The sequence below is a fragment of the Kitasatospora sp. NPDC127116 genome (assembly GCF_042677365.1).
Lineage (GTDB): Bacteria > Actinomycetota > Actinomycetes > Streptomycetales > Streptomycetaceae > Kitasatospora > Kitasatospora lactacystinica.
The window spans coordinates 73,333-95,125 of the sequence record NZ_JBHXTL010000018.1 but is presented as its reverse complement, the minus strand read 5'-3'; the positions used below and the strand labels follow the sequence as shown (position 1 = coordinate 95,125).

The following is a 21,793-nucleotide window of genomic DNA, read 5'->3' as shown; positions in this document are numbered from 1 at the left end:
TGTTTCCAGCTTATCAGATGTTTTCCGCTCCGTTTTCCGGAGTTTCATTCATTCGATTCGCTTTCGCCTTTCGGCGCTCCCGAACTCTATCAGAGCTTTTCGGTCCGTTTTCCCCGGTCATTCTCGAATTACTATTCGAGCTTGTTCCGAGGGGCCGTCCCGTGGGGCAACCCGGAGAACACTACTCCCCTCCGGGGCGGAGACCAAATGCTCAGACCGCCGGGCTCGGCCGGGTGACCCGCTCGGCGACCGCAACCGTGGCGCGTCGCGGCAGGAGCCGGGGTGCCAGGGTCCCGAGACGGTTGAGGAAGCCGTCGACGACGCTCGGCCGCCCCTTCTCCAGCGCCGCCAGCGTGGTGGCGACGACCTGCTCGGGCCGTCGGCGGATGCCCACAGCGGCCTGCTCGCCGGCGACGTCGAAGAAGGGGGTGTCGGTGGCACCGGGGCAGATCGCCAGGGCGCGGACGTTGCTGCCGCGGAGTTCGTTCGCCAGGGCTTCGGTGAAGGAAAGCACGTACGCCTTGGTCGCGCCGTAGACGGCCATCCGGGGAATCGGCTGGAATGCGGCCGTACTCGCCACGTTGACCACCGCGCCCCGGCCGCGCTCGACCATGCCGGGCAGCAGCCGGGCGGTCAGGTCGGTGAGTGTGGCGCAGTTGAGCTGCACCTCCTCGGCCATCCTCGTCGGATCGCTCGTGGCGACGGCGCCGAAGGTCGCGAAGCCGGCGTTGTTGATCAGGACGTCGACCGTCACCTCCAGCTTCTCGACGCGGTCCTGCAGCTCCGCGGCGGCGCCGGGGCGGGCGAGGTCGAGCGGGACGACGTGCACGGTGACGCCGTGCGCCGCTGTCAGCTCCTGCTGGAGGCGGTTCAGCTTGTCCTCGCTGCGGGCGACGACGACGAGGTCCGACCCGCGGGCGGCGAGCTCGCGGGCGAAGGCGGCCCCGATGCCGGTGGACGCTCCCGTGATCAGGGTGGTCTTGCGGGCGAAGTCCATGACTCTCCTCGATACGACGGGGTGCGGTTGTGGTTGGCGGCTGGCGCTCGGCAGTCGGCGGTCGGCGGTCGGCGAACACCCGGGTCCGCTCCACGGGCCCCAATGTAGACACCGACAACAATGTTGTCAATGACTACATGCTCGTATGCTGATGCCCATGCGAACGGGCCACTACCACCACGGAGACCTCCGCGCCGCGCTACTGGAACGCGCCGAACAGACCCTGCGCGAGCAGGGCGCCGACGCGCTGTCCCTGCGCGAGCTCGCCCGCTCGCTCGACGTGAGCCACGCCGCGCCCAGCCGCCACTTCAAGGACCGGCGCGCCCTGCTCGACGCCCTCGCGCTCGCCGGCGTCCAGCGGCTCACCGCCGCGGCCCGCAGCGGTCTCGCCAGGAGCGGGGACGGCTTCCGCGAGCGGGCCTTCGCCGTCGCCCGCGCGTACGTCGACTTCGCCGCCGACCACGGCGCACTGCTGGAGCTGGCCTTCGCCCGCAAGCACGACCCCGCCGTGACGGACGGACTGGAGCTCGCCTGGCAGCCGCTGAAGGACGACCTCCGCGCGCTCATCGCCCTCGGCCAGGCCCAGGGGCTGATCCGGGCCGGCGACGCCGACCGGATCGGCGCCATCCTCTTCACCGCCGTCCACGGCGTGGCCGCCCAGACCGCGAGCGGTCGGCTCTCCGGCCCGGCCCTGGACGAGGTCTTCGACGACCTGCTCACCCACCTGCTCCGCGGCCTGGCGCCGGGCACCGACGACGAACCGCTGGCCGCGCCCGCCGCCCCGACCTGCTGACCGCCGCCCAACGGCTGCCACCCCGCCGAAAGGCAGCCGACCGCACCCGGCCTGCGCCGAGTGCGGTCGGGTCGGGTCGGGCCGTCTCCTACTTGAACAGGCGGTCGCCGCTGGTGGCCATGCGGTGGGTGCCGCTGTGGCGGTTCACCCAGTCCTTGACCAGGTTGACGGCGTTGGCGCACTGCCAGCTGTTGTCGTACTCCCGCACGCCGGTGAAGGCGCCGTAGCCGGCGATGATGCCGTCCACCTGCGCGTCGCCCAGCAGCTTGTCGACGTACCAGGGGTCGTTGTAGGTGGTCGTCCAGGAGAGGGTGGCCGCGAGTCGTCCGGCGGCCCGGTCGGCGGCTCCCTTCTTCAGTTCCGCGCAGGTGTTGTAGGTGGCCTCCGTGCAGTTGCCGAAGCCCTTGGTGATGTCGCTGTCGCCGTAGTCCATCGCCCGGCGGCCGGCCGGGAAGCCGGCGCCGGACTTGGCGAAGGCGCTCTGCACCTGGTCGCGGGTGCCGGTCGTGGTGATGCCCTCCAGCGGGCCGAGCCTGCCCTCCAGGCTCTTCCAGCCCCGGCCGCCGACGTCCGGGGTGCTGCCGCCGTGGTACTCGTAGAAGCCGTAGAGCACCTGGATGCCGGCGGCCGTCAGCCGCTGGGCCTTGTCGCGCAGTCCGGCGACGCTGCAGGTGCGGTTGGGCTCCTCGCCGCAGTAGTTGGGGTCCTTGATGTCCAGCCAGACCAGCGACAGCCGGCGTCCCGCGTCGGCGTTGGAGACGATGCGGTCGAGCATGCTGTCGAAGCTGGGGCCGAGCCGGTTCTCGCCGGCCGAGGAACAGTCGTGGTAGGCGCGCCACTCGTTCGGGTTCCACCAGGCGCAGACGTCGATCTCGATGGCGTTGGCGCCGTGGTTGATCGCGGCGTCCACGCCGTCCAGGGTGTCGACCCGGTGCGCGATGGCGTAGATCGGGTGACGCTGGTCGGCGGCGGCCGCCGCCGGGGTGGTGCCGAGCGCGGTGGCGCCGACGATCCCGCACAGCGCCGCCGCCAGTGCCGGGAGGGTTCGCGAGCGGGCGCCGCGCCTGGGGTGAGTGGCCAAGGGGAACACTCCTTCTTGTTGGTGTACTGACAGGACGATCCCACCAACTGCGCCTCGGCGTACGGCGAACGGGCGATGAACGGCATCCGGGGGACTCGGCCAGGACACCGGAACGGTCGTCCGTCAGCCGAGCGGCGCCAGCACCCCGTGGTCGTCGGAGGAGTACGCGTCGAGGCCGGGGTGGCGCTTGAGCAGGTCCGCCACGTCGTCGAGCGCCCCGGGCTGCTCCGTCATCCGCCGCGGCACCACCAGCCGGCCGCCCTGCTCGGGCGGGACCAGCCCGCCCACCAGGGTGCGGCGGACGGTCCGCTCGTGCCGGGTGCCCCGGCCGGTGCTCCCGTACGGGTCTCGGGCCAGGGCGCTGACGCCGCCGCGGGCGGAGAGCTGGTCGAGCTCCGGTACCAGCCGCCAGACCTGCTGGGCGTGGTGGCTCTGCACCGAGCCGGCCAGGTTCGCCTCCAGGCCGTGGGCGTGGCACAGCTCCACGAAGAACCGGATCTCCTCCAGCGAGAGGATTCCGGCCCTGGCCAGACCGTGCCGGTCGGTGTCGTGGCGGTCGAGGTCCGCGAGCTCCGGGCTGCCGGCGGTGGAGACCAGTCCGATCCGGGCGACCTTCAGCAGGATGCTGGTGTCCACCATGATCGCGTCGGCACCGGCCGCGGCGCTGGCCTCGACCACCGCGCGGATCGCCTCCCGGTCGGTGCGACGGCCCGGCGTCAGGCCGTGACTCCGGTGGGCGAAGGGCTCGTTGACGGCCACGAAACCGGTGGGCGCCTCCGCCGGCAGGGCGCCGGACGCCCTCAGCCCGGCCAGGTCCGGCCGCCGGCCGTCGAAGAGCGGCCCGCCGTGCACGTCGAGCAGCGCGTCCGCGTATTCGGCGAGGTCGAACGCCCCGGGCGTGGACGGCGCGCACGGGTAGTACTCCCGCAGGCCCACCAGGGCGCGCCGCACCTGCGGCAGCGTCTTGCGGGCGTCCCACAGGTCGAGGTCCTGGGCGAACAGTACGGACATCACCCGGGTGTGCGACAACTGCTCGCTCCGGCGCAGCGTCGCCGTGATCTCGCCGAGCACCTCGGCCAGTTCACCGGTCCGCATGCCGTCCAGGCCGACCTTGACGATCCCGCAGGGATGCACCCGGGTGCCCATCGCCAGGGCGACTCCGAGGGCGGCCTGCGCCGCCTTGCCGACCTGCTCGTACGCCGACTTGGGCAGGGCCAGGCCGTTCTCCGCGCGCCGGAACAGCAGCTGGTCCTCACCGATGTTGGTGCTCAACTGGACCGGGAGGTCCCGCCGGGCGGCCAGCACCGCGTCCGCGATGTCCATGATCCGGCGCGGCTTGATGGTCCCGAGCGCGCTGCGCGGATCCTCGCTGTCGATGATCCGCGCACCGCCGAGGACCGCCTCCCGCGCCTCCTGCGGGTCGAAGACGCTGACCAGCAGCCGTCGATCCGCTCCGACCGCGCCGGGTATGCCGGACATTCCGATGGTCGACACCGTTCCCCCTCCGAAAGCTGACGCTCGTTTCGGGGGTCAGTCTTGACCGCCGGGGGACCCCTGCCGACCGATCGACGATCGGCCACCACTCGAAGGAGTGAAGATCCTTGACATTCCCCCTCCGCGACCTGCGCCCGCTCGCCCGAGGACCTCGCCGAACTCGCGGGCGGGCCCTGGGTCAGCGCCTCGGGCCGACAGCGGCGTACAGCGCGCCGCCGGTCACCAGCAGCGCCACCGCGGTCCAAGTGGACGCCTCCGTGCCGGGGGGAAAGGTCATCCAGCCGAAGGCCTTCCCCACGGTGGTGGGCGGCAGCGGCGGGACGAGGACGGCGAACGCCAGCCAGCCGGTCGGCAGGACCCAGGCCAGGTGCGCCCCGCAGAGCACCGCCCCGAGCGCGGCCAGGCCGACCAGGCCCGCGCTGTCCCGGACGACGACCTCGGTGGGGACGAACGTCGGACCCACCGCCTGGACCGCCAGCAGCGCCGCACCGGCGACCGCGCCGATCAGCACCGTGTGAGCCGCCCGGCGGGGCGCCCAGCGGATCGCGGCCGTCCGGTCCAGTGCGAGGTCCTGCCCGCCGAGCCCGACGGAGCCGGCCGCCACGCCCGCGGTGAGCAGGTAGAACGCGGTCGGGTCCATCGCATCCGTCGCGCCCGTACCGTAGCCCCGGGTGAGGGCCCACACCGCCAGCGCGACGAGCACGACCGCGGCGGCCGAGGCGGGCACCTGCCGTGAACGCGCGTACAGCGTCAGCCACCTCATCACGACACACCTCCCACCGGCACCTCGCGCAGCCTTGCCGTGCAGGAGAGGGCTGCGGTGCGCAGCTCGGCGATCCGCGAGCGCTGCTCGGCGGGCGCCATCCCCTTCAGCTCCTGCCAGAGGGCGTCGGCGTCCGCCCATGCCCTGCGCGAGAACGCGTCGGTGTCCTGCTCCGCCATCGGCCGGAGGGCGGGGTCACCGAGGGCCCAGCTCACGACGGCGCTCTGGAGGGCGACGTCGTTCTGTGACCCGCCCTCCCGGGAGGTGCGGGCGTGGCAGCTCGGTGCCAGCCCCTGGGCGACCAGTGCGCGGGTCAGGTCGTTGCCGGTCGCATCGATGAACAGCTGATCGTCGAAGTCGACCAGCACCGCGTCGGCGGGGAGCGAGCGGGGATCGCCGAGCGCGCGCAGCGCGGTGTCCTCCCGTACCGAGGTCGGCGCCTTGTCGCCCAGGGACTCGTGCAGCACGCGCAGCGCCTCCCGGCCGCGCGGCGCGAGCTCGGCCAGGTGCGAGCGGCTGGCCCGGGTCACGCACACCGGTCCGTCGCACACCATGGCCGCGGCGGCCTTGTCGACGACGTAGCTGTCGCGCGCGGCGGCCGGCAGGACCAGCAGGGCCACGGCGGCGCCGGCCAGGACGGGGGCCACCGCGAGCAGCCGGGCCCGGCGGGTGGCGGCCGCCAGCAGCGCGAGGCCGGTGGCGAGCAGGCCGAGCAGCCAGACCGTCTGGCCGAGGTGGACGGAGTCGGAGAGGGTCAGCAGCATCTGCCGCGGGTCCGCGGTCACCGGGGACAGCAGGCCGATCCGGTTCGACGTCCTGCTCTCCGGCACCTCCCCTTCGATCCGTATCCGCAGCATGCCCGTCACCGCGAGGCAGGCCACCACCAGGGCGGGCGGGGTGAGGACGGAGGGCAGCGTCCGCGCGACGCCCATGGCGAACACGGCGGCCGCGACGAGGCCCAGGACCGCCACCAGCGAGATCGGCAGCCAGCCGAGGCCCATGTAGGTGGTCGGGCCGAACGCCACCTGCGCTCCGCCCACGACGACGAGGAGGCCGAAGCCCACCGCCAGCGCGAGCGCGATCGCACCCGCCGGCAGCACCGCACGGCGCCAGGCCGGCAGCGGCGTGGTCGTCAGCAGTTCGGTCATCCGCGAGCGGGGCTCACGCAGCCCGTACACCGCCCCGATGCCGACCACGAGCGGCAGCCAGAAGGCCAGCAGGGAACGGGTCCACATGGCCATGGTGGTCCACTGGGCCGTCCACCCGGCGGTGCCCCTCGACCAGATTCCGTCGTACAGGAGGAAGACCGCCAGGCTGCCGCCCAGGACGACGGCTCCGGCCCACGGGGCGGCCGAGCGCTTCAGTTCGGTTCGCAGCACACGTCGGTTCACCAGGCGCTCCCCTGCTGTCCGGAGGTGCGGAGCAGCGCCGAGTAGCCGCGCTCCAGGGGGCTGTCGCCGGGGTGCTCGGTGCTGCCCGCGGCGGCCAGTTCGTCCGGCGTGCCCTGGAAGACGAGGCGGCCGTCGGCGAACAGGACCACGTCGGAGCAGGCCGCCGCGACGTCCTCGACCAGGTGGGTGGAGACGACCACGCAGGTGTCGCGGCCCAGGTCGTGCAGCAGCTCGCGGAAGCGCAGCCGCTGTGCCGGGTCGAGGCCGGCCGTCGGCTCGTCCAGCAGCAGCACCGCCGGGGAGTTGACGATGGCCTGGGCGATGCCGGCCCGCCGCACCATGCCGCCGGAGAGGGTCTTCATCCGGTGGTCGGCGCGGTCGGCCAGGCCCACCCGTTCCACGGCGCGCTGGACGGCCTCGGGGACGTCCTTCTTCGGGACCTCCTTCAACCAGGCCATGTACTCGACGAACTCGCGCACCGTGAAGCGCTTGTAGTAGCCGAAGTCCTGCGGGAGGTAGCCGATGCGGCGGCGCAGGGCCCGGTGGTCGCCCGCCCGGCCCAGGGAGGTGCCGAGCATCTCCAGTTCGCCCTCGGTGGGGCGCAGCACCGTGGCCAGGGTCCGGATCAGGGTGGTCTTCCCCGCCCCGTTGGGCCCCAGGAGGCCGTGGGCGCCGATGCCCAGGGAGAGGTCGAGGCCGTCGACGGCCATCTTGTTCCGTCCGACGCGGACCTTCAGGCCGTCGGCCCGGATCTCCCAGGCGTAGGTCTTCGGCGCGGTGTCGGCCGCGCTCGTCACGGGTGTCATGCGGTGGTCCCTTTCGATGGTGGACGTTCGAGGGTGGACATGGGTTTCACAGCGTCGAGTACGCGTCCCTGCGGGCGATCACGGCGCCGGCGCCGAGCGCGAGGAGCAGCCCCCACAGGGGCAACCGGTCCGGTTGCAGGGCCAGTTGCAGGACGGAGGGGACGCGGCCGGTGAGCGACGCGGGGGCCAGGACGACGGCGCCCCAGGCGAGCGCCAGCCCGACGGCGGCGCGGGTCACCCCGACCACGCTGCCCAGTGCCAGGGCGGTGGAGGTGAAGGCCAGGGAGGGCAGCAGCCACTGCGCGGCCGTCATGGTCCCGGTCAGCCATCCCCCCAGCAGCAGCGGGGGCAGGACCACCACGAGGACCGCGGTGGTGCGCCTGAGCAGCAGGGGCAGACCGGCCCGGGCGGTCGAGGCGGTCAGTTCGTGTGCCGGGTCCAGGCCGCTGGACCACGACGCGGCGACGCCGCACAGCGGCAGCACCGGCGCGATCAGCGACACCAGTGAGGAGCCGCCGAAGCGCTCCGCCGGCGCGACCGCGTCCAGCAGCAGCGCCAGCAGGGTGACGACGGCGGTCATGGCCAGCCACGGGGTCATCACCGGCGTCAGCCAGGACGACACCCATCCCGGCCGGTGCCTCCGCGGGGCCACTGCGGCCGCCGCGTCCAACTGCGGTTCCAGGCCGGCCCGGACGGTGTCGACGAGCGCGGCGATGCCGGGCACCCCGGTGGCCACGGAGGCCGCCAGCCGGCTCCGGCACGGCGCGCAGGTCTCCAGGTGGGCCTCCAGTGCCCAGACCGTGTCCGCCGCGATCGTCGTGTCGCCACGTGCGTAGTCGTCGATCAACTGCCTGGACGCGTGTTCCCTGCTCATGCAAGTGCCTCCCGCATCGCGATCCGGGCCCGACGGGCACGGGTCTTGACCGTGCCTTCGGGCAGTCTGAGCAGGACGGCGGTCTCCCGGACGGAGAGCCCGTCGAGCACCGTGGCCTGCAGTACCTCGCGGAGTTCCGGCGCCAGCCGTCTCAGGGCGTCGCCGACGTCGCCGCCGACGGTCCCGGCGAGCGCCTCCTCCTCGGCCGCGGGCACCACGGCCCGCTCGGCCGCGGCGACCGGCGGTTCGGCGTGGTGGGCGCGGCGCCGGAACGCGTCGACGAGGCGGCGTGCCGCGATCGTCCACAGCCACCCGACGGCCGTCCCGCCGACCGCGCTCCCGGCGAACGCGCCGGCCGCGCGCCACACCGCGAGATAGGTCTCCTGCATGACTTCGGCGACGATCTGCTCGTCCGCGCAGCGGCGGCGCAGCCGCACCGCCAGCCATGGCGACGTACGCCGGTACAGCTCGTCGAACGCCCCGCGGTCTCCCCTGGCCACCAGCCGGAGGAGGCGCTCCTCGTCCACCTCGTCCAGTGCTCTCCTGCGTGATCTCACACCAGCCAGACGCGAGATCCGGCGCCCGGGTTCTGGATCCGGCGTGACCTGCGCCACATTCCGCGCCCGGGCCGCCGGCTCCGGCTGATCGGTCGGTCAGCCGGAGGGCGGGACCGGCGCCCGCGCCGCCGGTAAGGTGGTGGATCGTGGCCAGTCGTAAAACGTCGATCATGGAAGCAGCGGCGCGGGTGATCGCGCGGCGCGGGGTGCGCGGACTGCGGGTGGAGGAGCTCGCGGCCGAGGCGGGTGTGTCCACCGCGCTGATCTACTACCACTTCAAGGACCGTACGGGGATCCTCCGGCAGACGCTGGAGTTCATCAACGACCGGGCGGAGCGGTACACGACCGAACGTGCCGAGGACGCCCCGCCGCTGACGCCCCGCGAGGAGTTGGAGCAGACGCTGCTGCTGGAGCTCCAGGACACCCCGGAGGTGCGGGAGAACAGCACCGCCTGGGGCGAGCTGCGGGCGAGCGCGGTGTTCGACGAGACGCTGCGCGAGGACCTGGCGCGGGCCACCCGGATCTGGGTGCAGGAGGTCGCGGAACTGCTCGGCGACGTGCGGCCGATGGCCTCCGCGGTCGCGCTGGCCGGCGCGGCGGAGCGGCTGACCGCGCTGCTGGAGGGGCTGAGCACGCGCTGGCTCAGCGGCAGCCTGCCGCTGGCGCACGCCCGCACCCTGCTGACCGAGGCGATCGAGGTCGAGGTGGCCCGGCTCGGGTCCTGATCCGCACGGACCGCGCAGGGCTTGTCACGCTGCGCGGGGATCCCGTCAAGGATGCGTTATGGCGCGCCCATGAGTTTGACTGAACTTTCAGTCAGTGCGAGCCTGAAGCCGCAGGAAGGGTGCTGCCGCCGGCCCGTCCCCGTGGTGCGCCACCGCGTCGCGGCGCGAAGAGTGGGATCCGGCGGCCCTCGGCGCCCTTCCCGGCACCGTCGCACGATCTGGAGACCCTCATGACCCACTACCCCGACGACCGCTCCACCGGGCCGTACCCCTGGGTGCCGGCGGACGACGTGCCGCACGCGCGGACCTGGATGTCCTGGCCCTCCCGCAGGGGCGTGTGGGGACTGCGCCTGGGCGGCGTCCAGGAGGACATCGCCCTGATCGCCCGCACGATCGCCGAGTTCGAGCCGGTGGTGATGTGCGCCCCCGACGACTGGACCGCCGGCAAGGCCCGGTCCCGGTGCGGCTCCGGAGTGGAGGTGATCACCGCCATCCCCACCGACGACCTGTGGATGCGCGACACCGCGCCGGTGTTCCGCCGGGACGGGTACGGCGGCCTGGACGCCGTGATCCTCAACTTCAACGGCTGGGGCAACAAGCAGGTGCACCACGACGACGCCCGGGTCGCCGAGCGCCTCGCCGCCCGCCGCGGCCTGCGCCACACCTACGCGGACTTCGTCGGCGAGGGCGGCGCGATCGAGACCGACGGCGACGGCACGGTGATGGCCACCGAGAGCAGCCTGGTCAACAAGAACCGCAACCGCGGCATGAGCCGGGCCGAGATCGAGGAGTCCGTCCTGGAGGCCTACGGCGCGGACACCATGATCTGGCTGCCGGGCATCAGGGGCGAGGACATCACCGACGACCACGTGGACGTCACCTCCCGGTTCGTCCGCCCCGGCGTGGTGATGGTGCAGCTGCCGCCGGCGGACCGCAACGACTCCTGGGCGCGGGACGCCCGCGAGCAGTTCGCGATCCTCTCCGCCGCCACCGACGCCCGGGGCCGCCGCCTGCACGTCATCCCGGTGCACGGCCCGGACACCGTCCGCTCCCGCAGCTCCAAGTTCGTCGACTCCTACCTCAACTTCGTCCTCGTCAACGGGGGCGTCATCACCGCCGAGTTCGGCGACGCGTACAAGGACGCCGCCGCCCGGGAGACGCTCGCCGCGGCCTTCCCCGGCCGCGAGGTGGTGCAGATCGACGTCGACCGCCTGATGGCCGGCGGCGGCGGCATCCACTGCTCGACCATGCACGAACCGCTGCCGTAGCCACCGGGCGGCCCGCGTCGCAGCCGCGGCCGCCGCACCGCACATCCCGTCCACCGCACCGACCACCACAGCCGGAGTGCCCGCATGTCCCCTGCCCTGTCCCGCCGTACCCTGATGCGCCGCCTCGCCGGTGTCGGCGCCGGTGTCGGCGCCCTCACCCTCGGCCTCACCGCCTGCGACCCCAACGGCATCGAGGACGGCGCCACCCTGCCGCCCCCGCAGCCCGGCGGCACCCCCGGTGTGCGCCGCTTCGGCGCCGAGTGGGAGAAGCACCTGCGCACCGTGATGTCCTGGCCGGCCTCCGAGAACATCTGGGGCGAGCAGCTGCCGGACGTCCGCCGGGACGTCGCCGGCCTGGCCCAGGCCATCGCGGCGCGCGAACCGGTCGTGCTGATGGCCCGCCCCGAGCAGCAGGACGCCGCCCGGAAGGCCTGCGGCTCGGCCGTCGAGGTGGTGCCGATCGCCGTCGACGACCTGTGGGCCCGGGACACCCTGCCGGTGTTCGTCGAGGAGGGCGGCACGGTCAAGGGCGTCGACTTCAACTTCAACGGCTGGGGCGGCAAGCAGCAGCGCGGCAACGACGCCAAGGTCGCCCGGACGGTACTGGCCAAGTACGGCGTGGAGCGGGTCGAGACCCGGCTGGTCGCCGAGGGCGGCTCCTTCGAGACCGACGGCCAGGGCACCCTGATGGTGACCGAGAGCTCCGTCGTCAACGACAACCGCAACCCGGGCATGACCCGGGACCAGGTCGAGGCCGAGCTGAAGCGGGTCCTCGGCGTGAGCAAGGTGATCTGGCTGGCGGGCGTCAAGGGCAAGGACATCACCGACGCCCACGTCGACTGCCTGACCCGCTTCGCCGCCCCCGGCGTCGTCCTGCTCGACCAGGCCTTCCCCGGCACCCCGCCGGACGTCTGGTCCCGCTCGGCCGACCAGGCCCGCGCCGTCTTCAAGGACGCCACCGACGCGACCGGCCGCAAGCTCCAGGTGGTGGAGCTCCAGCAGCCGGACCCGGACCGGATCACCGGGCGCGGTGACGCCTTCGTCTCCTCGTACATGAACTTCTACATCGGCACGAAGGGCGTCTACCTGCCGAAGTTCGGCGATGCCAGGGCCGACGACCGGGCCCAGCAGATCATGAAGCAGTACTTCCCGGGCAGGGAGATCGTGCCGGTCAAGATCGACGCGATCGCGGCCGGCGGCGGTGGCATCCACTGCGCCACCCACGACATCCCCGCCCTGGGCTGAGCGGGCGGCGGGCCGGCTCCCCGGGTCGTCCCGGAGGGTCGGCCCGGCGCCCGGGGCCGGGTCCGGTCGGCGGGCCGGACCCGGCCCCGCCTCGTCACGCCGCGGGCTGCTGCTGGGTGACGCAGTGGATCCCGCCGCCGCCCGCGCCCAGGCTGTCGATGTTCAGCTTTTCGACGGTGCGGCCGGGGAACATCCGGGCCAGGGCGGCCCGGGCGGCACTGTCGGCCTTGGTGTCGCCGAACTGCGCCGCGATCACCGCGTTGTTGCACAGGTAGTAGTTGGCGTAGGAGCCGACGAAGTTGGGGTCGGTCGAGCGGATCAGGTTGTAGTCGGGCCCCTGGATCTGGCTGACCCCGAACGGAGTTCCCTGGGCGCTGGTGGAGGTGGTCAGGATCCGGTACTGCTGCCGTGCGTCGTTCGACCAGGCGTCGGTGTCGCTCGCCAGCGGCATCTGCACCGCGGCCGTCCCCGCGCCGAGGAAGCGGGAGGTGGCGTCCACGTGGTCGTCGGTGATGTCCTGGCCGGCGACACCGTTGAACCAGATCACCTTGGTGGCGCCGTAGGCGGCGCACATCGCGCTCTCGACCGCGGCCTGGGACATGCCGGGGTTGCGGTTGGCGTTGAGGATGCTGCTCCGGGTGGCCATCAGCGTCCCGGCCGCGTCCGTCTCGATGGCGCCGCCCTCGGCGACCAGCCCGGCGGCGGTGAACGGCAGGCCGAGGTAGGCGGCGACGCGCCCGGCGACCAGGGCGTCGTTGCCGTGCGGGTTCTGGTGGTTGCCCCAGCCGTTGAAGTTGAGGCCGATCGTGTCCAGGCCGCCCGCGCCGTCGGTGCGGAAGACCGGGCCGGTGTCGCGCATCCAGCAGTCGTCGACCGGGACGTCCCCGATGACGGTGACGGTCGAGCCGCACATCGACCGCGCCTTGGCCACACTGGCCGGGTTGGCGCACATGGTGACCGGCTCGTACTTCGCGATGGTTCTGGCGATGAGGGCGATGTTCGACTGGACACCGCCGAGCTTGTTGCGCCAGATGGTGCTGCTGTCCGGCCAGGCCATCCAGGTGCGGGTGTGCCGGACGGTGTCCAGCGGCACCCGGAAGCCCGCGGCGAGGCCGGCGCCGGCGGCGGCACCCGTGGCGGTGCGGCGGTGCGCCGCCTGGGCCGGCCCGCCGGTCGCGGCCGTCAGCGCGGTGCCGGCGACGACGATCCCGGCGGCCGTCAGGAACCGGCGGCGGCCGAGCCCCTCCGCGGCCGTCGTCTCGGTTCTGGAGCGGTCGTCCATCACTGCCTCCATGTCAACGTCCACTGCTTGTGCAGCAGTTGACCGAAAAGGTAAAACTGGCCAAGCGCTCGGTCAATACTTTGCGCAGCCATCGTTCCCGATGCGCCCCTGCGGCACTCCCCCGGTCGTTACAGTGACGGCCATGGCGACACAGGCGACAGGCACGGCCGCACGAACGGCCTCCGCGGCGGGCGGCCCCGGCCGGACCCGCGCTTCCGCCAAGGGCGAGCAGACCCGGGCCCGGCTGATCGCCGCGGCCCGCACCCTGCTCGCGGGCGACGGCGCCGGGCGGTTCACCACCCGCAACGTGGCCGCGCTGTGCGGGGTCTCGCACGGGATGTGCCACTACCACTTCGCGGACCGCACCGACCTGATCGTCGCGGTCGTGGCGGACATCCGGCCCGAGTGGATCACGCCGCTGGAGGAGGCGGTCGCCGGTCCCGGCGGCTACGCCGAGCGCTCCGAGCGGGTCCTGACGCTGCTCACCCGGCCCGAGAGCCCCGACCTGGCCCGACTGCACGCCGCCCTGCACTGGCTCGCCCTCAACGACGAACGCGTCCGCGCGAGCCTGGAGGCCGAGTACGCGCGCTGGCGGGCCTCCTTCGTGGGCCTGTTCCGCTGCCTGCTGGAGGAACGCGGCGACGGCGGCGACCCGGTCCCGCTCGGGGAGGCCTTCGCCGCCGCCGTGGACGGACTCGCCGCCATCGGGTCGCTGGACGGGACGGTGGACGCCGAGCGGGTGCTGCGGACCCTGCTGGAATCGCTGTCGTCCACCCCCCGGCCGTCCGGCGCCTGACGGTCCGCGGAGGGACCGCACGCCGCCCGGACCCGCGTCACCCGACCGTCCGGAGCCCGACCCTCCACAGCCCGATCCGCACGGCCCGCCCCCGCGCCGCCCGACCCTCCGCAGCCCGACCGGTCACGGGGTGGAGCCGGGCGCCACGGGCTGCTGCTGGGTGGCGCAGTGGATGCCCCCGCCGCCCGAGGCGATGTGGTTGATGCCGACCTGGGTGACCTTGCGGCCCGGGTGGAGATCGCCGAGGATGCCGGCCGCCCGGTCGTCGGTGGCCTGGTCCCCGAAGCGCGGGACGATGACGCCGCCGTTGCAGACGTAGTAGTTGATGTACGTGGCCAGGAAGTCCTTGCCCGCGCCCGGGATCAGGGCGGTGTCGGGCTCGGGGAGGTCGACCACCTTGAGCGTGCGGCCCTGGGCGTCCGTCTCCGTCTGCAGCACCTGCAGCGCCTGCGCGGAGGCGGTGGTCCAGACGTCCGGCGGGGCGTCGGCGGCGGGACGGTGCAGGACCACGGTGCCCGGCTCGGCGAAGCGGGCGAGGGCGTCGACGTGGCAGTCGGTGATGTCCTGCCCGGCGACGCCCTGGAACCAGATCACCTTCTCGACGCCGAGCAGGTCCTTGAGGCTCGCCTCGATCTGGTCGCGGGACTTGCCGGGGTTGCGGTTGCCGTTGACCCAGGAGCTCTCGGTGGCCATCAGCGTCCCCTCGCCGTCCACCTCGATGCCGCCGCCCTCGCCGGTGATCGGCGCCTGGATGCGGGTGATGCGGTAGTGGTCGAGGAGGTAGCGGGCGACCAGGCTGTCATTGGCGTGGGTCTGCTTGTCGCCCCAGCCGTTGAAGTTGAAGTCGACCCCGGCCAGCCCCTGCGGGCCGGTGACGAAGGTCGGGCCGGTGTCCCGGGCCCACAGGTCGTCGACCTTCAGTTCGAGCACCTCGACCGAGGAGCCGACGGCCTGCCGGGCCTGGGCCGCCTGGTCGGGGCGGGCCAGCAGGACGACCGGTTCGAAGCCGGCGATCGCCTGGGCCAGCCCCGCGATGTCCTGCCGGACCCCGGGCAGCTGGTCGCCCCACACCTCCTCCAGCGCCGGCCAGGCCATGAAGGTGCGGGTGTGCGGGCCGGACTCGGCCGGCATGGCCCACCCCCCGGCCGCCGGGCTCGTGGACGGGGCCGCGCCCGAAGCCGTACCGCTCCTGTCGGACTGCTCCTCCGATCCGCCGTCGGAGGAGCAGCCACCGGCCAGGGCCAGCGCGGCGAGCGCGGCCCCGGACCGCAGGAGTGAGCGGCGGGACGGCCGGGGGTGAGCCATGGGGCCTCGTTCCGGTTGGTGTCGGGGTTCGGCTCCGCAGGCTACTGACCGGAAGGTCAGATTCCGGCGCGGCGCGCACCCGCCGTTCGGGGGAATCCGCTCACGGCCCCTCGGCCCTCTCTTTCGGATCACGTCAGGCGGCCGCCTCCCGCTCGCGGCGCAGCCGGTGCTCGGTGCGGATGCCGGACCAGGCGGTGCAGGCCAGGCTGGCGGCGATGACGCCCTCGGCCCAGAAGAACGCCACGTAGTCGATCAGTGATCCGATCGGCGGCGACCCGGGGGCCGCGTTGCGCATGCCGATCAGGGCGAACAGGCTCGCCGCCATCCAGCCCAGGGAGGGCCAGACCAGCCCCTCGCGCTTGCGGTACAGCACCTCGGCGGCGCCGAGGACGGCCAGGGCGATGGCCCACATGGCCGCGATCATGAACCAGGAGAGGATGAAGGTGCTGCGGGACCGGGTGATCCGCGCCTCCAGGGTCACGGCACCGGAGCTCGCGGTGGTGACCTGCGGGCGCAGTACGAAGAACGGGTCGGTGTCGGTGAGGACCAGGCCGACCGGCACGGCCGCGCCCCCGCTGGTGGCGGTGAAGCCGGCCTCGGTGCGGTAGCGGTCGAACGGGTAGTCCGTCTTGGTGCCGTCGTACGTCCCCACCTGGACGAGCTGGGACGCCGCGGCCTCCCCCTCGGCCGCCCGGATGGTCACCCTGGGGGTGCCGGTGACGGTGATCTCGACGGGGCGGGCGAAGGTCTGGGAGTCCGGCCCGGCGGCGAACCTGCCGTGCGGGACGGGCGTGACGTAGAGGGTCAGCTGCTGGGCGGTCGGGTCCACGTCCTGGGCGGTGACGTCCAGTTCGATCCAGTCGGGCGTCGACGGGATCGCGAGTTCCCTGGTCTGTTCGCGGGTGTCGCGCTCGTTGAGGTACAGCCCGATCCCCGACCCGCAGAGGGTGATGACCACCGCCAGGACGGCGGCGAACCGCCAACGGCGGCGGGGGGCTCGGTGCGCGGCCCGGTCGGTCGCGCTGGTGTCGTCGGTGGTGACCTGCACGGTCGTCCTTCCTGCGGCGGTGGCGCCGGGCCGGCAGGTTCGCTGCCGCCCGGCGTCGCCCGCCGGTGTTGCTCGGTCGCCCCGGCCCGGCGGGTCCCACCACCTGCCGGGCCGGGGCCGTCTTACAAGGCGCGGCGCGCGGCGGCGATCCGGTCGGGATCCCAGCCGGGCCGGGGGACGGACTCCAGCAGCAGCCGGGTGTAGGCGTGCTGCGGGGAGTCCAGGACGTGGGCGGTGGGGCCGGATTCGACGATCCGTCCGTGGCGCATGACGACGACCTCGTCGGTCACGCAGCGGACGACGCCGAGGTCGTGGGTGATGAACAGGTAGCCGATGCCGGTCTGTTCGCGGATGTCGGCGAGCAGGTTCAGCACCTGCGCCTGCACGGACACGTCCAGGGCGGCGACCGCCTCGTCCAGCACCAGGACGGCCGGCTGGACGGCCAGCGCCCGGGCGATGGCGACGCGTTGGCGCTGGCCGCCGGAGAGCTGCCGGGGCAGCGCGTCGGCCGCCCGGGTGCCGAGGCCGACCTGGTCGAGGAGCTCCCGGATCCGGGCCTCGTGGTCGGTGCCGGGGAAGTGCAGCCGCAGGGTCTCGCGGAGCGCGGCCTCGACGCTGGTGCGCGGGTCCAGGGAGAGGTACGGGTCCTGGAAGACCATCTGGACCTCGCGGGCGCGGGCCAGCCGCTCGGCCCTCCCCCGCACCCGGCCGCCGCGGGCCCGGCCCCGGACGGCGACCCGCCCCTCGTCGGCCTGTTCGAGGCCGACGACGATCCGGGCGGTGGTGGTCTTGCCGGAGCCCGACTCGCCCACGATGCCGAGCGATCCGCCGGCGGCGAGGGTGAAGGTGACGTCGTCCACCGCCCGTACGGTGCCGAAGGTCCGGCACAGTCCGGTGACCTCCAGTACGGCCTCAGGCATCGGCGCGGCTCCCTTCGAGCGGGTGGTGGCAGGCGACCGGGAGCGCCACGGGGGTCTCCTCGCGGCACCGGGAGGTCGCGTACCGGCACCGCGCGGCGAACGCGCATCCGGTCAACTCCTGGCGCAGGTCCGGCGGTTGGCCGTCGATCGCGGCGAGGCGGCGGCTGTCGGACTCCAGCCCCGGGGTGGAGGCCAGCAGCGCGGCGGTGTAGGGGTGGCGGGGACTCTCGAAGAGCGCTGCGGCGGGGCCCGTCTCGGCGATCCGCCCGGCGTACATGACGTAGACGCGGTCGCTGATGGCGGCGGCGAGGCCGAGGTCGTGGGTGACGAACAGCAGGCCGGTGCCGAAGCGTCGGCGCAGCTCCCCGAGGAGTGCGATGACCTCGGCCTGGCTGGTGACGTCGAGCGCGGTGGTGGGCTCGTCGGCGAGCAGCAGGACCGGGTCGCCCATCAGCGCGGCGGCGATCATGACGCGTTGGAGCATGCCGCCGGACAGCTGCCCGGGGTGGCGGTTCAGCAGTTCCGGGCCGAGGCCGACGGCGTCGAGCAGTTCGGCGGCGCGCCGGTCGGCGTCCTCCCGGCCCATGGCGCCGGTGAGGCGGACGCTCTCGGTGAGGAAGTCGCCGACGCGGCGCAGCGGGTTGATGGCCGCCCGGGGGTCCTGGAAGATCATGGCGGCCCGGCCGGTGCGCAGGGCGCGCAGCCGGTCGGGGCCCATGGTCAGGACGTCCTCCCCGTCGACCAGGACGCTGCCCTCGGCGGTGGCGCCGGGCGGCAGCAGGCCGAGGGCGCTGCGGGAGGTGAGGCTCTTGCCGGAGCCGGACTCGCCGACCAGGGCGACGGTCTCCCCCGGGCCCACGGTGAGGTCGACGCCGTCGAGGACGGGCCGGGCGGTGCCGGGCAGGCGGAGCCGCAGGCCCCGGACGTCGAGGGCGTTCACACGCTGCTCCGGTTCGTGGCTGCTGCGGTTCATGGGGTCCTCCGGGCGACGCGGTCGGCCCAGCGCTCGCCGACGACGTTGAAGGCGACCACGGTGAGCACGATGAGGACGCACGGCAGGATCGCGGAGAGCGGGTAGCCGTGCTGGATCGCGGTCTGGCCGTCGAAGACCATCCGCCCCCAGTCGGGGGTGAGCGCGGGGACGCCGAGCCCGAGGAAGGAGAGGCCCGCGAGGTCCATCAGGGCGTAGCCGAAGTTGATCGTGGACTGGGCGAGGACGATCGGGGCGATGTTGGGCAGGACGTGCCGCAGGCAGATCTGCAGGGTGGAGTGGCCCTGAACCTGGTAGGCGCTGACGTACGGGCGGGACCGTTCGGCGAGGACGAGCGAGCGGGTGAGCCGGGAGACGTACGGCAGGTAGGCGACCGCCAGGGCGACGACGGGGGCGAGCAGGCCCTCCCCGTACACCGAGACGATCAGGATGGCGAGCAGCATGCCGGGGAAGGCGAAGACGAGTTCGGTGCTGCGGGACAGGACGGAGTCGAGCCAGCCGCCCCGCCAGCCCGCGGCCAGGCCGACGGCCACGCCCGCGACGGTGGAGAAGGCGACCACGCCGAGCGGGCCGAGCAGGGAGGTGCGGGCTCCGAGCAGGAGCCGGGAGAGGGTGTCGCGGCCGGCGGTGTCGACGCCGAGCAGGTGGTCGGGCGAGGGGCCGGCCAGGGCGTTGCCGAGGTCGACGGCGTTGGGGTCGTCCGGTGCGATCCAGGGGGCGAGCAGGGCGGCGAGCACCACCAGGGCGACGATGCCCAGGCAGGCCAGGTGGAGCGGGGCGCGGGCGGCCTTGAGGCGGCCGAGACCGGGCCGGCGGGCGAGGGCGACACTCATGCGTCGGACCTCCTCGTGCCGAGGGCGACCCGGGGGTCGACCAGCGGGTGGAGCAGGTCGACGACCAGGTTCACGGTCATGAACAGGGCGACGACGAGCAGGGAGATGGCCTGGACGGTCGGGAAGTCCTTGGTGGTGGTGGACAGTTCGAGGAGCTGGCCGATGCCGCCGACGCTGAAGGCCGACTCCACCAGGATCGTGCAGACCAGCAGGGTGGAGACGATCAGGCCGCCGGTGGTCAGCACGGTGCCCAGCGAGTTGCGGAACACGTGGCGGCGGATCACCTCGCGTTCGGGCACGCCCCGGCTGCGGGCGACGGTGACGTGCTCGCCCTCCAGGGCGTCCAGCATCGCCGAGCGGGTGACCCGGGCGAGCATCCCGATCAGGTACAGCGCGAGGGCCACCGCGGGCAGGGTGAGGTGCCACAGCAGGTCGGCGAAGCCGTCGCCGGTGCCGCTGGTGGGGAACCAGCCCAGCTTGACCGCGAACAGGCCCTGCAGCAGGACGGCCGCGACGAAGGAGGGGGTGCCGACGGCGAGCGTGGTGGAGAGCAGGATCGCCGAGTCGGTCGCGCCGCCGCGCACCGCGCCGATCCAGCCGAGCGCCAGACCGATGACGACGACCACCACCAGGGCCATGGCCACCAGCGTCAGGGTCGCCGGCAGGCGGTCGGCGAGCAGCGCGGAGACGTCGGTGCGGTAGGTGATGGAGCGCCCGAAGTCCCCCTGCAGCACCTGGCCGAGCCAGCGGAAGTACCGGACCAGGAACGGGTCGTCGAGGTGGTACTGGTCGTTGATCGCCTGCAGGGCGGCCGGCGAGGCCGACCGGCCCGACAGGAGGAAACTCGCCGGGTTGCCCGGCGCCAGGTACATCGCGCCGAAGACCACGAAGGAGGCGCCGAGCAGGGTCGCGGCCATCTCCGCCAGTCGCCGGGCGGCGAATCTCAGGAAGTTCACCGGGCGGCCCCCACGTCGGCGGCCCACGGGTAGTACATGTACGCGATGGTGGTGGGGGCGCCGGTGATGCGCTTGTTGAGGAAGACGGCGGTCGGCCACTCGGCGACCGGGATCCAGAGCAGCTGCTGGGAGGCGGTCTGCTGGAGCTTCGCCTCGATCGCGCCGCGCCTGGCCGGGTCGTACTCGGCGGTGGCCTGGTCGACGAGGTCGTCGTAGGCCTTGTCGCTGTACCCGGCGAAGTTCTGGTAGGCGCCGGTCCGGAAGTTGACGAGCAGGTCGAGCGGGTCGGTGATGGAGTCGTAGTACGTCTCCGGGAACAGGTCGATGCCCTCGCGCGCCTTGGGGTCGGTGAACAGCGCGGTGAAGGCGTTCGGGGCGATCGTCCTCAGCTGGACGTCCAGCCCGATCCTCGCCCCGGCGGCCTGGACGGCGGTGGCGAGCAGGGAGACGTCCTGGCCGATGGTGCTGGTGGCCATGACGATCGTCCGGCCGCTCGCGCCGGCCTCCTTGACCAGGGCCTTGGCCTTGTCGATGTCCTGCGCCGTGGGGGTGAGGCCGTCGAAGGCCGTCCTGCGGACGTCGTCGGGGGCCGCGCCCCAGGCCGCCCTGGTGGTGAGGGAGCCGGTGACGGTGCCGGCGCCGGAGAGGCCGGCCTTGACGAAGCCGGAGCGGTCGAGGGCCAGGGACAGGGCCTGGCGGACGCGCAGGTCGCCGAGCGGGCCGTGCATGCTGGTGACGTTGACGTTGACGGTGCTCAGGCCCTCGCCGAAGTAGAGCGTGCCCGGGCCGTCCTTCTTCAGCCGGTCGTAGCTCTCGGTGGGGATCAGGTAGCCGCCGTCGACGTCCCCGGTGAGCATCGCGTTGGTGCGGGCGGACGCGTCGGTGAGGAAGCTGAAGACGACCTTCCCGGCCTTGGCCCTGGTGCCCCAGTAGCCGTCGAAGCGCTGGAGTTCGATCGACTGGCCCTTGGCCCAACCGCCCAGCTTGAAGGGGCCGGTGCAGTCGAGGCCGCCGCTGGTGCCGTAGTCCTTGCCGGCCGCCTCCACCCCGGCCCTGGCGGCGACCACGCCGGCGGCCGTCGCCATGTACTGGGGGAACTGGGAGTCGGGCTGCTTGAGCTTGACGGTGACCTGGAGCGGGCCGGTCGCGGTGACGGAGTCGACGTTCTGGAACACCTGCGCCCAGGCGGAGGCGTTGTCCGGGTTGGTCTGCCGGCCGAGGCTGTACACGACGTCGTCGGCGGTCATCACCGTGCCGTCGTGGAAGTGCACGCCGGCCCGCAGGTCGTAGACCCAGGTGGTCGGGTCGGGGCTGGACGCCTTCTCGGCCAGGCCGGGGGCCAGGGTGAGCTGGGGCGTCCAGCGCATCAGGCTCTCGCAGACGTTGGCGAGCACGGTGTTCTGCGGGTAGTCGAAGGCCTGGACGTAGTCCAGGGTGGGCGGTTCGGCGTAGGTGGCCCAGGTGAAGGAGTCGAGCTCGCCCTTGGCCGCCGGGGTGTCGGCGGAGAGCTGTACGGCCGACCCGCCCGCGCCGCGGGGCGGGCCGGAGCAGGCGGCGACCAGGGCCGCGGCCGAGAGCAGGGCGGTGGCGAGGACGAGCCGCCGCCGGGCCGCGGTGCGTCTCGCGGGCGCGGTGGGAGTCATGAGGGTTTTCTCCGTTCGCTGGCGA

The 21,793-nt window shown here is 73.3% G+C and carries 21 protein-coding genes; 5 read left to right on the top strand and 16 right to left on the bottom strand.

The features are described 5' to 3' along the window. Positions 1 to 211 precede the first annotated feature (211 nt). Positions 212 to 997 carry an SDR family NAD(P)-dependent oxidoreductase gene (locus tag ACFVHV_RS11275; RefSeq protein WP_380350765.1) on the bottom strand — a complete coding sequence of 262 codons (786 nt, stop codon included), beginning with the start codon at positions 995 to 997 and terminating at the stop codon, positions 212 to 214. Positions 998 to 1,154: 157 nt separating this feature from the next. Here ACFVHV_RS11275 and ACFVHV_RS11270 point away from each other — a divergent pair, with 157 nt between their 5' ends. Further along, the gene (locus ACFVHV_RS11270) at positions 1,155 to 1,790 is read left to right on the top strand and encodes a TetR/AcrR family transcriptional regulator (protein WP_380350763.1); all 636 of its coding nucleotides are present in this window, start codon (positions 1,155 to 1,157) and stop codon (positions 1,788 to 1,790) included. A gap of 88 nt (positions 1,791 to 1,878) precedes the next feature. Here ACFVHV_RS11270 and ACFVHV_RS11265 read toward each other — a convergent pair whose 3' ends face one another. The 7 genes from ACFVHV_RS11265 to ACFVHV_RS11235 all read right to left on the bottom strand — a co-directional run bounded on the left by ACFVHV_RS11265 (position 1,879) and on the right by ACFVHV_RS11235 (position 8,699). Then, positions 1,879 to 2,880, bottom strand: a complete 1,002-nt coding sequence (locus ACFVHV_RS11265; protein WP_380350762.1) for a phospholipase — start codon at positions 2,878 to 2,880, stop codon at positions 1,879 to 1,881. 114 nt (positions 2,881 to 2,994) lie between these two features. Continuing rightward, a complete protein-coding gene (locus ACFVHV_RS11260) occupies positions 2,995 to 4,365 on the bottom strand; it encodes a (5-formylfuran-3-yl)methyl phosphate synthase (protein ID WP_380350761.1) in 1,371 nt (456 codons plus the stop codon). A 178-nt stretch (positions 4,366 to 4,543) separates the two neighbouring features. Further along, complete coding sequence (locus ACFVHV_RS11255; RefSeq protein WP_380350759.1) at positions 4,544 to 5,128, bottom strand: hypothetical protein; 585 nt, start codon at positions 5,126 to 5,128, stop codon at positions 4,544 to 4,546. Further along, the gene (locus ACFVHV_RS11250; RefSeq protein WP_380350757.1) at positions 5,128 to 6,519 is read right to left on the bottom strand and encodes a hypothetical protein; all 1,392 of its coding nucleotides are present in this window, start codon (positions 6,517 to 6,519) and stop codon (positions 5,128 to 5,130) included. The genes ACFVHV_RS11255 and ACFVHV_RS11250 overlap by 1 nt, the downstream gene beginning before the upstream one ends. Continuing rightward, positions 6,516 to 7,325, bottom strand: a complete 810-nt coding sequence (locus tag ACFVHV_RS11245) for an ABC transporter ATP-binding protein (protein WP_359899003.1) — start codon at positions 7,323 to 7,325, stop codon at positions 6,516 to 6,518. The genes ACFVHV_RS11250 and ACFVHV_RS11245 overlap by 4 nt, the downstream gene beginning before the upstream one ends. Positions 7,326 to 7,371: 46 nt before the next feature. Further along, positions 7,372 to 8,199, bottom strand: coding sequence for a zf-HC2 domain-containing protein (locus tag ACFVHV_RS11240; RefSeq protein ID WP_380350756.1), 828 nt, complete (start codon positions 8,197 to 8,199; stop codon positions 7,372 to 7,374). After that, the gene (locus ACFVHV_RS11235) at positions 8,196 to 8,699 is read right to left on the bottom strand and encodes an RNA polymerase sigma factor (RefSeq protein WP_097234875.1); all 504 of its coding nucleotides are present in this window, start codon (positions 8,697 to 8,699) and stop codon (positions 8,196 to 8,198) included. Before ACFVHV_RS11235 ends, ACFVHV_RS11240 begins: the two co-directional genes overlap by 4 nt. 227 nt (positions 8,700 to 8,926) lie before the next feature. Between ACFVHV_RS11235 and ACFVHV_RS11230 the strand changes: the two genes are divergently transcribed. The 3 genes from ACFVHV_RS11230 to ACFVHV_RS11220 all read left to right on the top strand — a co-directional run bounded on the left by ACFVHV_RS11230 (position 8,927) and on the right by ACFVHV_RS11220 (position 11,994). Further along, positions 8,927 to 9,481 carry a TetR/AcrR family transcriptional regulator gene (locus ACFVHV_RS11230; RefSeq protein ID WP_380350754.1) on the top strand — a complete coding sequence of 185 codons (555 nt, stop codon included), beginning with the start codon at positions 8,927 to 8,929 and terminating at the stop codon, positions 9,479 to 9,481. 230 nt (positions 9,482 to 9,711) lie between these two features. Beyond that, complete coding sequence (locus tag ACFVHV_RS11225) at positions 9,712 to 10,749, top strand: agmatine deiminase family protein (protein ID WP_359898996.1); 1,038 nt, start codon at positions 9,712 to 9,714, stop codon at positions 10,747 to 10,749. Positions 10,750 to 10,833: 84 nt separating this feature from the next. Then, positions 10,834 to 11,994 (top strand): agmatine deiminase family protein, encoded by a 1,161-nt coding sequence (locus tag ACFVHV_RS11220; protein ID WP_359898994.1) that lies wholly within the window; start codon positions 10,834 to 10,836, stop codon positions 11,992 to 11,994. A 94-nt stretch (positions 11,995 to 12,088) separates the two neighbouring features. On the opposite strand, the gene ACFVHV_RS11215 is transcribed toward ACFVHV_RS11220, so the two are convergent. Continuing rightward, positions 12,089 to 13,276, bottom strand: coding sequence for an agmatine/peptidylarginine deiminase (locus tag ACFVHV_RS11215; RefSeq protein ID WP_380350752.1), 1,188 nt, complete (start codon positions 13,274 to 13,276; stop codon positions 12,089 to 12,091). Positions 13,277 to 13,418: 142 nt separating this feature from the next. Between ACFVHV_RS11215 and ACFVHV_RS11210 the strand changes: the two genes are divergently transcribed. Beyond that, positions 13,419 to 14,072: a TetR/AcrR family transcriptional regulator gene (locus tag ACFVHV_RS11210; RefSeq protein ID WP_380350750.1), complete on the top strand. Its 654-nt coding sequence runs from the start codon at positions 13,419 to 13,421 to the stop codon at positions 14,070 to 14,072. Positions 14,073 to 14,195: 123 nt separating this feature from the next. Here ACFVHV_RS11210 and ACFVHV_RS11205 read toward each other — a convergent pair whose 3' ends face one another. From ACFVHV_RS11205 to ACFVHV_RS11175, 7 genes are all read right to left on the bottom strand, one after another. Beyond that, positions 14,196 to 15,377, bottom strand: a complete 1,182-nt coding sequence (locus ACFVHV_RS11205; protein WP_359898988.1) for an agmatine deiminase family protein — start codon at positions 15,375 to 15,377, stop codon at positions 14,196 to 14,198. A gap of 133 nt (positions 15,378 to 15,510) precedes the next feature. Further along, a complete protein-coding gene (locus ACFVHV_RS11200) occupies positions 15,511 to 16,425 on the bottom strand; it encodes a DUF4436 family protein (RefSeq protein ID WP_380350748.1) in 915 nt (304 codons plus the stop codon). Positions 16,426 to 16,547: 122 nt separating this feature from the next. Beyond that, a complete protein-coding gene (locus tag ACFVHV_RS11195; protein WP_380350746.1) occupies positions 16,548 to 17,345 on the bottom strand; it encodes an ABC transporter ATP-binding protein in 798 nt (265 codons plus the stop codon). Further along, on the bottom strand, positions 17,338 to 18,318 hold the full coding sequence (locus tag ACFVHV_RS11190; protein WP_359898982.1) for an ABC transporter ATP-binding protein: 981 nt from the start codon (positions 18,316 to 18,318) through the stop codon (positions 17,338 to 17,340). The genes ACFVHV_RS11195 and ACFVHV_RS11190 overlap by 8 nt, the downstream gene beginning before the upstream one ends. After that, positions 18,315 to 19,169 (bottom strand): ABC transporter permease, encoded by an 855-nt coding sequence (locus ACFVHV_RS11185; RefSeq protein WP_359898980.1) that lies wholly within the window; start codon positions 19,167 to 19,169, stop codon positions 18,315 to 18,317. Before ACFVHV_RS11185 ends, ACFVHV_RS11190 begins: the two co-directional genes overlap by 4 nt. Next, a complete protein-coding gene (locus tag ACFVHV_RS11180; RefSeq protein WP_380350743.1) occupies positions 19,166 to 20,125 on the bottom strand; it encodes an ABC transporter permease in 960 nt (319 codons plus the stop codon). The genes ACFVHV_RS11185 and ACFVHV_RS11180 overlap by 4 nt, the downstream gene beginning before the upstream one ends. Next, on the bottom strand, positions 20,122 to 21,768 hold the full coding sequence (locus ACFVHV_RS11175; protein WP_359898976.1) for an ABC transporter substrate-binding protein: 1,647 nt from the start codon (positions 21,766 to 21,768) through the stop codon (positions 20,122 to 20,124). The genes ACFVHV_RS11180 and ACFVHV_RS11175 overlap by 4 nt, the downstream gene beginning before the upstream one ends. Positions 21,769 to 21,793: the final 25 nt, after the last annotated feature.

What these genes read in the sequence shown, in the direction of transcription:
- ACFVHV_RS11275 (WP_380350765.1), bottom strand. Translation starts at nt 997, where the DNA reads ATGGACTTCGCCCGCAAGACCACCCTGATCACGGGAGCGTCCACCGGC.
- ACFVHV_RS11270 (WP_380350763.1), top strand. Translation starts at nt 1,155, where the DNA reads ATGCGAACGGGCCACTACCACCACGGAGACCTCCGCGCCGCGCTACTG.
- ACFVHV_RS11255 (WP_380350759.1), bottom strand. Translation starts at nt 5,128, where the DNA reads ATGAGGTGGCTGACGCTGTACGCGCGTTCACGGCAGGTGCCCGCCTCG.
- ACFVHV_RS11245 (WP_359899003.1), bottom strand. Translation starts at nt 7,325, where the DNA reads ATGACACCCGTGACGAGCGCGGCCGACACCGCGCCGAAGACCTACGCC.
- ACFVHV_RS11240 (WP_380350756.1), bottom strand. Translation starts at nt 8,199, where the DNA reads ATGAGCAGGGAACACGCGTCCAGGCAGTTGATCGACGACTACGCACGT.
- ACFVHV_RS11230 (WP_380350754.1), top strand. Translation starts at nt 8,927, where the DNA reads ATGGAAGCAGCGGCGCGGGTGATCGCGCGGCGCGGGGTGCGCGGACTG.
- ACFVHV_RS11225 (WP_359898996.1), top strand. Translation starts at nt 9,712, where the DNA reads ATGACCCACTACCCCGACGACCGCTCCACCGGGCCGTACCCCTGGGTG.
- ACFVHV_RS11220 (WP_359898994.1), top strand. Translation starts at nt 10,834, where the DNA reads ATGTCCCCTGCCCTGTCCCGCCGTACCCTGATGCGCCGCCTCGCCGGT.
- ACFVHV_RS11215 (WP_380350752.1), bottom strand. Translation starts at nt 13,276, where the DNA reads ATGGACGACCGCTCCAGAACCGAGACGACGGCCGCGGAGGGGCTCGGC.
- ACFVHV_RS11210 (WP_380350750.1), top strand. Translation starts at nt 13,419, where the DNA reads ATGGCGACACAGGCGACAGGCACGGCCGCACGAACGGCCTCCGCGGCG.
- ACFVHV_RS11205 (WP_359898988.1), bottom strand. Translation starts at nt 15,377, where the DNA reads ATGGCTCACCCCCGGCCGTCCCGCCGCTCACTCCTGCGGTCCGGGGCC.
- ACFVHV_RS11195 (WP_380350746.1), bottom strand. Translation starts at nt 17,345, where the DNA reads ATGCCTGAGGCCGTACTGGAGGTCACCGGACTGTGCCGGACCTTCGGC.
- ACFVHV_RS11190 (WP_359898982.1), bottom strand. Translation starts at nt 18,318, where the DNA reads ATGAACCGCAGCAGCCACGAACCGGAGCAGCGTGTGAACGCCCTCGAC.
- ACFVHV_RS11185 (WP_359898980.1), bottom strand. Translation starts at nt 19,169, where the DNA reads ATGAGTGTCGCCCTCGCCCGCCGGCCCGGTCTCGGCCGCCTCAAGGCC.
- ACFVHV_RS11175 (WP_359898976.1), bottom strand. Translation starts at nt 21,768, where the DNA reads ATGACTCCCACCGCGCCCGCGAGACGCACCGCGGCCCGGCGGCGGCTC.